11 protein-coding genes are annotated in these 13,357 nt (G+C 37.3%); all 11 read left to right on the top strand.

Going from position 1 to position 13,357, the window contains the following annotated elements; translation table 11 throughout:
- Window positions 1–38 precede the first annotated feature (38 nt).
- Window positions 39–1,793: a class C sortase gene (locus IGI54_RS13965; protein ID WP_430621547.1), complete on the top strand. Its 1,755-nt coding sequence runs from the start codon at window positions 39–41 to the stop codon at window positions 1,791–1,793.
- Between the two features lie 10 nt (window positions 1,794–1,803).
- Window positions 1,804–3,975, top strand: coding sequence for a glucosaminidase domain-containing protein (locus tag IGI54_RS13960; RefSeq protein ID WP_430621546.1), 2,172 nt, complete (start codon window positions 1,804–1,806; stop codon window positions 3,973–3,975).
- Window positions 3,972–4,520, top strand: a complete 549-nt coding sequence (gene lepB / locus IGI54_RS13955) for a signal peptidase I (RefSeq protein ID WP_430621545.1) — start codon at window positions 3,972–3,974, stop codon at window positions 4,518–4,520. The genes IGI54_RS13960 and lepB overlap by 4 nt, the downstream gene beginning before the upstream one ends.
- A gap of 90 nt (window positions 4,521–4,610) precedes the next feature.
- Complete coding sequence (locus tag IGI54_RS13950) at window positions 4,611–5,306, top strand: hypothetical protein (protein ID WP_430621544.1); 696 nt, start codon at window positions 4,611–4,613, stop codon at window positions 5,304–5,306.
- A gap of 8 nt (window positions 5,307–5,314) precedes the next feature.
- A complete protein-coding gene (locus IGI54_RS13945; protein ID WP_430621543.1) occupies window positions 5,315–6,073 on the top strand; it encodes a hypothetical protein in 759 nt (252 codons plus the stop codon).
- Window positions 6,074–6,167: 94 nt separating this feature from the next.
- Window positions 6,168–6,962, top strand: a complete 795-nt coding sequence (locus IGI54_RS13940) for a hypothetical protein (RefSeq protein WP_430621542.1) — start codon at window positions 6,168–6,170, stop codon at window positions 6,960–6,962.
- Window position 6,963: 1 nt separating this feature from the next.
- Complete coding sequence (locus IGI54_RS13935; RefSeq protein ID WP_430621541.1) at window positions 6,964–8,730, top strand: hypothetical protein; 1,767 nt, start codon at window positions 6,964–6,966, stop codon at window positions 8,728–8,730.
- A gap of 85 nt (window positions 8,731–8,815) precedes the next feature.
- On the top strand, window positions 8,816–9,610 hold the full coding sequence (locus IGI54_RS13930) for a winged helix-turn-helix domain-containing protein (RefSeq protein WP_430621540.1): 795 nt from the start codon (window positions 8,816–8,818) through the stop codon (window positions 9,608–9,610).
- A gap of 145 nt (window positions 9,611–9,755) precedes the next feature.
- Complete coding sequence (locus IGI54_RS13925) at window positions 9,756–10,502, top strand: DUF7006 family protein (protein WP_430621539.1); 747 nt, start codon at window positions 9,756–9,758, stop codon at window positions 10,500–10,502.
- 156 nt (window positions 10,503–10,658) lie between these two features.
- On the top strand, window positions 10,659–11,888 hold the full coding sequence (locus tag IGI54_RS13920) for an LPXTG cell wall anchor domain-containing protein (RefSeq protein ID WP_430621538.1): 1,230 nt from the start codon (window positions 10,659–10,661) through the stop codon (window positions 11,886–11,888).
- 173 nt (window positions 11,889–12,061) lie between these two features.
- Window positions 12,062–13,345, top strand: a complete 1,284-nt coding sequence (locus IGI54_RS13915) for a DUF4352 domain-containing protein (protein ID WP_430621537.1) — start codon at window positions 12,062–12,064, stop codon at window positions 13,343–13,345.
- The last annotated feature ends 12 nt before the right edge of the window (window positions 13,346–13,357 follow it).

Below are 13,357 nucleotides of genomic sequence, written 5' to 3'. Positions count from 1 at the left end.
TTTATTTTCAATAGTTGATAAGGATAGGGGAGTAAGAAATGAAAAAAGCATCAGGTAAAGGAAAGAGCAAATCCTTTTTAATGATCTTTGCGATCGTCATGATTGCGGCCGGAGTGGCTCTCTTACTCTATCCTATTGTCGGTAATTATTTAGCAAATCGTGAACGAAGTGAAGCCACATCAAAATATGACAACGTGCTAAAACGAATGAGCGAAGAAGATGTAAAAAATCAGTGGCAACTGGCCAAAAAATATAATCGATATGTATTTGAAAAGCAACAAGGCAATCCCGTTGAACCCATGGCTTATAAAAATATCGCCAATGTTGGAGGGACCATGGGAACCATTGATATTCCAGCCATCGATATAAAAAAGATGCCCTTTTATCACGGGACCTCTTTTCAAACGTTGGATAAAGGGTTGGGACATATAGAAAGTACTTCTATTCCCGTAGGTGGAAAAGATACACACGCTGTTATAACAGGACACAGCGGCGTTAAAAACCAAGTACTCTTTACGGATGTGCGAAATCTGGAAGAGGGGGATATCTTCTATATTAATATTCTCAATCGACGTTTGGCCTATGAGATTGATTCATTTGAAGAAATATTACCGAGTGAAATAGATCGAATCAAAGTACAACCGGGAAAAGATATTGTCACGTTACTAACGTGCACACCACCTGGGATCAATACGTACCGCTTATTGGTTACAGGGCATCGTATCCCGTACAAGCAAGCACAAGACAAAAAGGTGAAGAAACGAAATCTCTTTAGTTATCAAAATGTTGTTCTAGCTACGTTAGCTTTCAATGTTTTATTATTCATTATTTTAATGGTGACCTATCGTTATTACGTAAAACGCTTGCGTCCAGAGGATCAACAGGTAAGGCTGCGTGCAGCTAAAAAATTAAAACGATTGTTCTCTATAACAAAAGCATATTTCTTCTTATTATTACTCGCCATGTTAACAACGATTGGATTTGCGATTTATGGCTATACGCAAATGCAGGAAGAAACACAAATTGAAGATATTCAGGTTGGAAGACAAGAAGAATTAGCAGATTACAACTTAGAAAAGATTAGTCAGGCGGAGTATGGTGAAAAACAAATTGCCAGTGTCAATGTCGCTGACTATGCAAAAGCAAAGAACATGTTAATGGATACAACGAATACATGGGGAATAGGGAAACTCGTTATTCCGAATGAAGAGATTCAGCTTCCTATCTTAGCGGGGTTATCCAATCAAAATCTTTTAACTGGGGCAGCTACATATAGTGCCGATCAGCAACTAGGTAAAGGGAACTATGTGTTGTTGTCCCATAATATTTTTGATCAAGACCTTTTGTTACATAGGATTCAAAATTTGAAAGAAAAGGACCTTATTTACGCGACCGATTTCAAAACTGTTTTTCAATATGAAGTGACCGTAAATAAAGTCATTGAAGACACGGAAGTGTCTTATATAGAAGAAAAGGACGGTATACAAACCCCTATCATTACCTTATTACGTTGTGAAGGAAATATAGGCACGCGTTATCGTCGGGTTGTTCAAGGAGCATTAGTCAAAAAAGAGCCAGTAGATGCAGTAAGTAAAGAGCAGTTACAAGAAATGGGAATAGAAAAGACAGGCACGATAAAAAATGGAGAATTATTTCAAAACGATCCAGTACCTGCCCTTTCAAAAACAAGTATGAATATTGCCGCAAAGATCATTACTGATCCAATGCAGACGATAGTACCGTTATTCCTGATGCTCTTATTACCGATATTATTTTTCAGTTTTATTCGTTAGGAGGGCAATGATGAAAAAGGTCGTATTAGGCGCTGGATTACTTGTTTTAACATTTGGGACAGCTTTAAGTCTCTCGAAAGGTGGAGACCTGAGTGCTAGTGAAGAGGCAGCTACCAGTGAAAGTAGTCAAGTTGGTATGGAAAAAGTAAAAGAGGAGAACTCTACTAGTAGCTCGTTAACAGAGATAGTAGAGAGTTCTGAATCTACAGAAAAAGAGATTAGGGAGGAAGAGGCGCCCGTTCCTGAGAAGGCACCGATCGTTACTGTAGAAGAATCTTCTGAATCAAAAGAAACAGAAGAGAGTACCGAGTCAAGTAGTAATGCAGTTGAATCTTCCTCTGCTTCTGAAAGTACTACACCAAGTGAGGCAGAAACAAGTTCCTCTAGTATGGAAACAACTCAAAGTTCTAGTGAAAAACAACCACCATTAACTACGGAAAGTACGAGTCAAGCACCGACGGAACCATCCACTGAACCAACAAAAGAACCGGAGAAAGCAGGAGAGAAACCGGCACCTACTGTGCCGGAAAATAAAGAGGAATCCCAATCGGCATCAGAGTCCGAAGGATCTTCTAATGCCACGCCAAGTATCGATTATTCGGAGCAACCTTCTGTTTTGTCGAATGATTCCTCTATTCCAACGATTGGTTCTTCCGATCCTCTAGGGGAACATGACGTAGCGTTAGATAAGGAATTGGAAGTTCTTGAATTAGCGGAATCGGATTTTAATGGGTATGAATTACCGTTACTTTCTACTTTTTCTGATAAGAATCAGGCCATTCTGGTTTACGAAGGCTTACGACAATTAGGAGAAAAAGAAACAGATTACACGGCTCAAACGTTAACGACAGACCTATACAAGCAATTATTTGATCGATCAATGGATGATTCTTCTGCCGAGAGCATAAAAGAAACGGAATTTCTTCCTGGGGATGTCATACAAACGAAGGATGGAATCATTGGTCTGTATTTAAGTGAGGACTATTACTTAACTGTTAAAGAAAAACAGAAAAATAGTAAAGAAGAAAACGAAGAGGAAGAAAATAAAGAAGAGAACAAAGAAGAACAAACGGAAAAGAAACATGAAGTAGTGGTTGCTCGACTATCAGAGCTGGATGAAAAAGAGGCCCTTACGGGTCAAAGATTTACAAACTTGACGAAAACAGAGCATGCGGAAGATGTCGAGAAATCTTACCCAGCTTCTTTTGAGATTTCATCTAATGAACAGACGAAAAAATTTGTAGAGCAGATTGGAAAAGAGGCGCAAAAATTAGGCTTAAAGTATGACGTATTTGCTTCAGTTATGATTGCCCAAGCTATTTTGGAAAGTGGTTCGGGAACGAGCGGGCTATCGGTTGCGCCTAATTACAATTTGTTTGGGGTAAAAGGCAGTTATGAGGGTCAATCCGTAAGTATGGCGACACAAGAAGATCGCGGAAATGGAGAATTATATACTATTTCAGCCGCATTCCGCCGTTATCCAAGTTATGGAGAATCCTTAGGGGATTACGTTACCTTGATTCGCGGGGGAATCTCTGGAAATGATGGGTACTATAAAGAGGCTTGGCGTTCAGAAGCAAAAAACTATTTACGAGCTGCCAGTTCGTTAACCGGAAAATATGCGACAGATACTTCGTATCATAAGAAAATCAGTTCCATTATTGCCGTCTATCATCTGACTCAATACGATGAAAAGTTACCTGAATCTAGTGAAAAGGCGACTGGTGGCACAACAAGCAGCGGCATTTTCTTACAAGGAAAGGATACGATTCCAGAAGAGTATCGGAAGAAAATGACTTTACCAGATTATAACGGGAAAAACTATAATCGATCCGGTTCTTATCCAGTTGGGCAATGTACTTGGTACGCCTTTAACCGAGTAGCCCAACTTGGTGGAAAGGTCGATGACTATATGGGGAATGGTGGAGAATGGGGAGTAAAAGGCCGTCGATTGGGCTATGAAGTAACCCAAACGCCTAAAGTAGGCTATGTCATTTCATTTACCCCAGGAACGGCAGGATCAGATCCACGTTATGGTCATGTGGCAATTGTCGAGGCCATTACAGATAACGGAATTCTCATTTCCGAAGGAAATGTAGTGGGCGGCTTGGTTATTTCCTACCGGATCATTCCAAACGAATTAGCAAAATCTGACTTGGTTTCGTATATCAAGCCGAAATGAGTGTGCGAGCTGTTTGGCAATTAATAAGAAAAAAAGTAGATCAGAAGACGTTTATTAAAGGTAGCATCTTTCTGATTGGCTTGGTCCTTCTATTTGGGTGGGTGCATACGAATTATCTCATTCACCCGGTAGCGGGAACATCAATGGAAGATGCCTTGCAAAATGGAGATAGAGTGTTTCTCAATAGAAAATCTTCCATTACTCGTTACTCTGTAGTCGGATTTTCCTTGTCAAAAGAAGAAGGAATGTTTGTCAAACGAGTCATTGGTATGCCTGGGGATTCTATTGTAGTTCAAGGAAACCGGTTGACGTTAAGTGTAGGAGATCGATCATTTAATACTACTTACTCGTTTGAGTTAACAAGTGACGTTTCACAAGAAATAAAAGATCTGAAGAAAATCCCTCCGCGCTCCTATTTTGTGATTGGAGACAATGTTTCAGTATCAAGGGATAGTCGTTCTTTTGGGCTAGTAAAAAGACAAAAGATAGAAGGAAAAGTTCAGTATAAGATCTATCCGTTATCTGAAATCCGTCCTATTAATTAGAAAAGAAGGAGAGTTATCATCATGTTCGTATTGAGTATTCTAATCGCTGTATTGGTGATTGTAAGTCTACTACTAAGCGGTTACCGTTTCATGATCTATTATCGAATCAATCAGTTAGAAAAAGATACCCGGGTAACAGGAGCCACTCGGCGTAAATTAGTACGAATTAAGCAAGGTGAACAAGAAAACCATATTCGTATTTTATTAATTAATGGGCTGATCACCGGGTCAATCATGATGTGTTTGACTGTTTCTATGCTTTTAATTGATAAGAAAATTGACGTACTGCGTTCCCAAAATGAAGCGTTAAAAGATGAAACGTACTCATTAAAACAGGAACAAAAGCGATTGATCACTAAAACACCGATAAAAGAGTATCCCAAAGATGGGATAGGACTAAAAGAAAATCCTTGGGATAAACTTTTTGAGGATTCAGAGAAAAAATCATTGCAATCTGAAATTGAAACTAATTTAAGTGAGAAAGTGGTGCCTTATTTTGGTCTTTCCACTTTGGTTGTATCTATTGATGTTCCAAGTAAGACACTTAGTGTCTCTCTCATAGGCAGTGTGAGTTATTCAGGAAATAAAAAAACACTCTTAAACAATATTGAAGCATTTGTAAAAGAAGCAGAATCAATTTCACAATTGAATCAAATGCATTTTGAGATTGAAGAAGTTTTAAAGAAGGGAAATACTACCGTCTATAGTTGTACGTATGGTAGAGAAGATACAGACAAGCCTTTTGAACTATTAAATGAATCTAACAAAGGCAGTAAAGGGGAGTAGATGCGACGATGAGAGATAAAAAAGAAAAGAAAAAAGATGGTTGGTTTTTTTCAAGGAGTTTATTAAATGAAATAAATGAGATATCAGAGGGAGTAGAGGAAAAAGAGACACCAGAGACAACGGATTCTAGCCCTGTTGAAAGAGAATTACCTGGAAAAGCCAAAGAAAGTGTAAAAAATAAAGCGGCTACCTCATCTGAAACCAGCAAAAAAGAAACGGATAAGGCTGAGGAAGTAAAAGAACTGGAAGAATTAGAAGAGCTAGATTTTCCTACACTATCGATTGAAAAGGAGATAGAGAAACTGGGGATTCCAGAAAGCCCTTCTATCCGTAAAGATCCAAAAGAGAACGATACATTGAAAGAAAAAATAATTGAATTAGAACAAGCGAATCAAGAGCTTTTAGATAATCAGGCAAGTTTTTCTGTAGTGATAAAACGATTGATGAAACAAAAAGACCAAGTATTAGAAGAAAATAAAAGAATACTAGAAGCGAATCGTAAAAATAGTGAAATGATTCAGAGACAAGAAAGTTTAGAGAAACAGCAGCAAGCACAAAAGATTTTACAGTTGGAGCAAGAGTTAGAAAAACAACAACGGATGTATAAGAAACTGCAAAGTTACACAAAAGGATTAGTGTCAGAAGCGATTGAGTTGAACGAACTTAGAAAAGAAAAAGAAAAGTTAAAAAAGGCGGTAACGTCCGTTGAAGGACAGTATGAAGATCTCCTTAGTGAGTTAGTTGAAAATGGGACATTAGATTTTTAAGAAACGAACAATTCCTTAATTATTTGTCGGAATAAAGCAACTGAACTCACTATGAAAGAGTGCATTAGAATTAGTAAATTGGAGAGAAAAGAATATGGGAGTACTAGCTCTTATTAGCATTATTGTCACTTTATTCATCATAGGAGTTCTTGGGTTTCGTGCTTTTATTGACTATAGATTAGCAACCATTGAAACAGATGAAGATCATACGGAAAGTTTTAAACGAAAATTAGGTTACGTAAAGAGAAGAGAGCAAAGCAATCATATCTATTATCTGATCACGATTAGCGTAGGAATTATTGTAGGAATCCTTGTTTTAGTAAGTCTCTTGTTTGGTCTTCAAGTAGGCTATAGGGCTTTAGAAAAGAATACGAGCGATATAACGAACGAGATAGAAGAATTAAACGAGCAGCAAAAAGAATTAGGATTAGGTGTCAAAACGAGGACAAGAATTGTAATCAAAGACTATCCCCGAAGGGGAATTGATTTAAGTGAGTATGATTGGAACCAGCTATTTGAAGAGCCAGACAATGATCAGTTAAAGGCGGATATCGAATCAGGAGTTACCAGAAAAATCCTTGATTATTTCAAGCTTTCTGATTTGAACGTTTCAATTAATGAAAAAGATAAAAGTATCACGATTGATGCGGTTCAACAGGCCGAGCACTTAGATGTTGAGAAAACGATTGAGCGTAATCTTACCCACTTTGTAAACGAAGCGGAGGGACTGCCACACTTGAAGGAAATCCACTTTCGATTACGAACAAATGAAAAAGATGGAATAGTAAAAGTACAAACGGTTCATTTTAATAGAAAAACAGATAAAGCTTCCTTTAAAAAGGTCAATGATTTTGAACAGGATGTCAAGCAAGGGGGAGAAAAGGGCTAGCATGAAAAAGAAAGACAGGCGTAGTAAATGGTTCTCAAAGGAATCACTAATCCATTTTATTGATGATATCCCTGATAAAAAAGATGAGGATAGCTATGACGAGTATGAATATGAGTATGATCCCAATATCCAATGGGGAGAAGAAGAGACGCACGATCATAATCTGGATATTCAAGAGGAAGATAGAGCTACCTCTAAATCTATGGAAAAACTATTGGAGAAGAGAGAAGAGACCGTTGCTTTGTTAAATAGAGAAATTCAGCAAATTACGGAAGAAAATGAGCAGTTACTGAAGAACAGAGAAGAACAAAAAAAGACCATTGAAATTTATAAAACCAAAGCGAAGTCTTCTAAAACGAAGGCACTAACAGACTTAGAAATGGATAAGAAGCGATTAGAAAAGGAATTAACTGAAGCGAAACAAACAAATAAGCAAAAAGAAAGACAGCTTCTAAAATTAAAAGAGGAAAAAGAGCTTCAGTTGGCAGAAACAACAAGAAAACAAGAAACTACTATCGATCAAATAGAATCGTACGTAATGGAACTCCTCGAGGAAAACGAGCGAAACGAACGAATACACTCAAAAGAAAAGCGGCTAAGAGAAGAAGAACTTACTTATTTAGCGGAACGAGAAAGCAGTGTTAAAGAGGATCTTACAGAGTCGAATAAGGAACTTGAACGTGTAGAAAAAATTCTATTTGAACAAGAACGACTTATTGAACAATTAGAGGATTCTCGAAGAGAAAAGGAAAACTTAGAACAGGCACTAAGAGAGCAGGCTCAGATATCTGAACTGAGAAGAACCGAAATAGCTTCGCTAAAAAAAAATAGTGATAGCCTCATAAAAAGAATTGAAGGGCTAAAAATAAAAGTTCATCAAAGAGATATGAAGTTAAAAAAGGGAATGATCCTTCGAAAGAAATATAAGGATCTAACTCGAAAGTATAAGGAGCAAGCTAGTAAAAATGAAAAAAACTTAAAAGAGCAAGAAGCTGCTTTAAGTGAAAATAGAATTATGAAGAATCAAATTAATAACCAATTAATAAAACTAGGAACTAAAGAAACTACTATAGAACAACTGAGTCAAAAATGTCAGCATCTAAAAGAAGAAAATGACTTGTGGGTTGAAAATAGAAAAGAATTTGAGGAATCATTAAATAGAAAACTGGAGGAAGTTCAAATGGCACTAGAAGAAAAAGAAAGTCAAGCGCAAGAATTAACTGAGGAAGTTACTAAATTAGATACCCTAGAAGAGGAAAAGGAAGCATTGAACAGTGCCCTATTTGAAGCCCATGAAGAGATTTCAAAATTAGCAGAGCAGGTTCAAGAGGTTGAAAAAGCTCGAATGGAACAAGCGGAACAATTTGAGAAACTTAGTAGAGCAGTGGATCCGACCCCTGAAGAAGAAGAGAGTGAAGAAATTGTTCTTGCAAAGCAACAGATCAATGAATTGATGGAGCAAAATGAAGCGTTGAAAAAAGAGGTTGTACAGTCGCAGCAAGAAATCGGAGAGGTTCTAATTTCAGCAAAGAAGCAAGCGAATCGTACGATTGTTGATGCGCAAATTGAAGCTAAGCATATGATTAGTTCGGCAGAATTAGAACTGGAAAATATTAGTAATCGTGCCAGAAAAATATATATTGAAGCAACAGAGTCCAAAGAGAATGTGTTAATGATCTATGATGAGTTGCTTTCAAAAATCGATCAGCTTTCTAAAGGAGCCTTACTTAAAGAACGCTTGAAAGAAATTGAAATAGAAAAAGAATAGGAATTAATTTACAGAGTACTAGTGAGCTATTCGTAGAAGAATGAGTAGTTGCATAACAAGGAATAGACAAAGGGAGGTGAGAAAGATGAATCAAATCTTGATTTTAACGCGAAATGTGTTATCAGAAAAAACAATTCAACAAAAATTGCAAAATTTGGACTATGAAGTTTATTGTTCCTCTAGTCTATTTAGACTTTTTAATAAGGTAGAGTCAATACCGGAAATATTCATGTATTTTCAATTTGTCATTCTCAGTGAGACGATTACTGAAATTGAAGTTGCACAATTGATTCCTTTATTGAGGCAATTTCCAATAAACATTATTCGGAAATTTGATGAGAAACTGTCAGATACTGAGCTTATGTATATAGAGGAGAACCAAATAAACGGCAGTATCTCTACAGAGTTTTCGATTGATGAACTACGAGAATGTTTTCACCAATTTAAGGAACCATTTAAAATGAATGATTCATCATTAGAAGATTATGGAAAACTTCAAACAATGGAAGAAAATATGTTAGGAGAGTTATATACCCCAATAGATATAGATAACATGGTTAAAGAACAAAGGCAGCTAATGGATACAATCGAACGGCTGACACCGACAGAAGCAAAGATTTTACGAATCTTGATAAATTCTGAAGGAAATACCGTAAGTAGGGAGGAAATGTGTCAAAAGATCTGGAATGGAGAAGTTAATAATTCACATAAAGTTTCACTATCTAGTGCGGTGACACGAATGAAGGATAAATTTAGACAAAATAATATAGGGAACAATGCGATCCATACTATATGGGGAAAAGGCTATCGAATTAATTTTGATTTATTTGAAAAAATAAAAAAAGATAAAAAGCTTTCTTCACTTCTATTAATCGCATAGTTAGGTTAGAAGGAATGATAACTACTTTTTATCAAGCTATATGGACAAAGATTATAGGATTAATTTCTATTTAATAAAAAAGAGATAGGAGTCTTTCAAAATTTTTATCTAGTAGTTCATTTTTTGTACAAGGAGGTAAGAGAAGATGCGCGAACCGCTTTATTACTGGGATATGGATGAATACACTCTCTTCTCGGAAAATCCCTGTCATAGTCATCTGGCGTATTATCGAAAACAATCTACAGAAGCACGAAGGATCATTGAATCGATTTCACCCCAATCGATTGTTCCCTCGATTGCCAGACTTAATATGATTGATGAAAAACTGATTCTGCTCTTTTTTTTCAGAGACAATTTTTTTAGAAATTTTAGTGAGTTAAAGGAACCAGAGCACGTTATCGAATTGATTGAAAAAGACTACAATAGCGCTTTCTTTGAAGTTCTACACCCCACGCCATATAAAGAAATTCGCCAACGATCATTGATTTGGAAATTAGAGGGTGTAAATGACGGTTTAGAGACTCTTTGGGATGAGACGTTTAAAGAAAAAGTAGAAACAACATCCATAGTCGATGATCTTCCTAAAATGAGAATTGTTCAAGAATTTTATCAATTGTTAACATGTAAAGCAAAAACCATTTGCGACGAGATAACTAGTCAGAACTTCAATTCAACGTATTCTTACTTATTGGGAATTGATTATGTTCTCCAAGAACTTTTAGAAGTAATGTATCGTATTCAAGATTACTCGGATGATTGGTTTGAGACCAGTGAGTTATTAAAACAAGATTCAAGATTTTTAGGGATCGAACAATATGATGAATCTTTTGGGCGGTATTCCAATCGATCGATGCGCCGCCAACCACAAATCGATGAGTCAATTTTCCTATGAACTCAGTTAAAGGTTAGTAAGAACAATAGAACAAGAGATAGAAGTAGTTAAAAGAGATAAAAAAAATAAAGGAGGGAATATGACCAACTTCTTCAGACTAAACCTATCTTCTTTTACACTTTTATATAAATAAAGCTTAAAAAAAGGGGACCTATCATGAAAAAGAAATTAGGGTTATTTGGCGTCACGTTGTTATGTAGTTCATTTTTAGCATCATTTCCAGTGAATGTTTCAAATGTTTATGCGGAAGAGACTGTAAAAAGTGAAGCACCTGCGCCTGAAAATACAAGTGGATCTGAAACTTCGGTAGCTGAAAGTACGGGTACATCGGATGTACCGGTGACAGAAAGCAGTAGTACACCGGAAGCACCAGCTACACCTGAGGCACCAGCTACACCGGAAGTACCAGCTACACCGGAAGCACCAGCAGAAGGGAATGCCCCCCAAGCATTAAATTCACCTAGTGAGCAACGTTTGAAAGGATTGTATGATAGTGCATTAGGGTACCTTGCGACACCCGAAAAGTATACGCTCTCTTCTTTTGGCACGTTTAGATCTAATATGGAGAATGCAAGTTCAGCTTTGGGACGTAATTTAAGTGATGAAACATTTAATTGGTACTATGATCAATTGCAGGCGGCTATTAATGGTTTAGTTCTTGTGGATACTCCACCAACAGAGTCAAGCACGACAGAACCAAGCACGACAGAACCAAGCACGACAGAACCAAGCACAACGGAGCCAAGCACAACGGAGCCAAGCACAACGGAGCCAAGCACGACAGAACCAAGCACCACAGAACCTGATGTGAATACGCCTGTCATCCAAGTTTCTGATAAAACGATGTCTGTTGGAGACCGTCTAACCGAAGAAGATATTTTGGCTTGGGCAACGTTTGAACATGCGGAAGGATTGAAGGTTGGATTTGAAGTAGTAGGAGATCCTATTCAAGTTACCGCATTAGGTAGCACATTGGTAAATCCGGGCACCCATTCCATTCGATTCTATATCGGAGGAACAGATAGCAATGGGGAGAAGGTCGATATTGAAAAGATCATTACCTTAACGATTCTAGGGGAACCTGAAAAGCCGGCTGAAGAACCTACCGATGTCGACAATACAGTTGTCGTCGAAGAAGATGTTGCAACACCGCTAGAAAATCCAGAGAAACAAGCTGAGACATCTGAAACAAAAACAAGTGAGACAACAATTGGGAAACATAAAGAAATTCCCGAAGCAACAAAACAAATAAAAGGGGTTTATTCAGATAAAGATGAACTACCTAAAACAGGTGAGGAACGTTCAGCTTCAATGGTTGCATTGGGCGTTGGGCTACTAGGAGTTAGTTTATACGTAGGCTTAAAACGTAAAGAGCAACAAAACTAAAAAAGATTGAACGATTAGGTAAATGAAAGAGACAATAATCCCGCTTAAGTAAGTGGGATTATTGTTTTATAGGCTTTAAAAGATTAGTAATCGTTTGATATAAAAAAGATTGGAAAAGAGCCAGATATAGCAGCGGAGCAGTATAACACAAATTCTTAAAGAGGTGAAGACGTGTGAATAAAAGAAAGACCTTTTTATTTTTACTGAGTGTTTTAGCCGTCACCAGTGGCTGTAGTGGGGGGAGTGAGGATCCAGAAGATTCTCAAAAAAGTTCTGTCGAAAAATCAAGTGTCGTAAGTAAAGAGAACTCTACTGCGGAAAAAAGTGTAGATATCTCTAAGGAAGAAGCTACGGAAGAGTCAAGTACCGCTTCAGAAGAAATGACGAGCAAGTGGACGGAGATCAAGGGTAAGCTACAAAAAGAGACAGAAGCAGAGAAAGTGGAAACCCTGTATGAAAATAATGACACTTTGGAGAATAGTAAGGACGGAATGGGTGTTACGATCCAGGGGTATTCCTACCTTAAAATCGAGAATTTTTCAAGGAATTTACGGGTTCCATTTGGTGATCAGACGTCAGAAGGCGGTGTGATATTGATTTCAGCGACAATCAAAAATGAGTCGCAGCAACCAATCTATATTGGCCCAGGTTTTTCACTGTCGGTCACAGGGGTAAATTCTTCTATAGAAAGAAGTAATCGTTTACTTGAAGATGATTTAGTCAGCCAATTGGTTGAGGTAAAAAGAGAATTCAAACCAGGGGATGAACGATCTGGTTATATCGCACTGCCAATAAAACCAGAAGTTATGAAAAAAATTGAAGAGTATAAAAAGGCACGAATAGAAATACCTGGAATTTTTGATAAAGCAGATAGTTATGGGAAAGAAAATACAATTGTAGAAAAGAAAGAGGTATCTATTGCTTTGTCAGGTGAAGGTGAGGGTCAAACAGCATCATCTGAAGCGTTTTATCCGGATAAAGTAACCGCTGAAGACTGGGGGGATAAAAAGGGCTTAGTATCAAATACAGTGAATAAATCAGTGGAATTTGAAGGAGTCAAAGTCACACTTGATGGGTATCAAGTCGTTGATTTTACCCCGAATGAAGATAAGCAAGCCAGATTTAGTAATAGTGAAGCAGGACTCGTCTTGGTGACAGCAAAAATTACAGCGGTAAATAATGGGAAGGAGACGCTCAAGTTTGACAATACCTCAGGAACTTTAACGATGGGAAAAACGGTGAAACTACTAAATACGAATATGTTAGAAGAAAAGGCCTCATCCGAAGACTTAGCACCGGGAGGAACAGGGACGAAATATTTAGTATTTTTGATGGATAAAGAGGAATATGAAAAAAACTATAAAAAATTAAGTAACTTGCTAGATATCAGTATCTACGATCAAAGCTTTGGGAGAATGACTAAAATTGGCGACCTATCTTTTGAATTAACTGAGTAAGTTTCAAAGACA

It is taken from the genome of Enterococcus sp. DIV0800, assembly GCF_050559735.1.
In the GTDB taxonomy this organism is placed as follows: Bacteria; Bacillota; Bacilli; order Lactobacillales; family Enterococcaceae; genus Enterococcus_A; species Enterococcus_A devriesei.
This window is presented reverse-complemented; position numbering and strand designations above follow the sequence as displayed.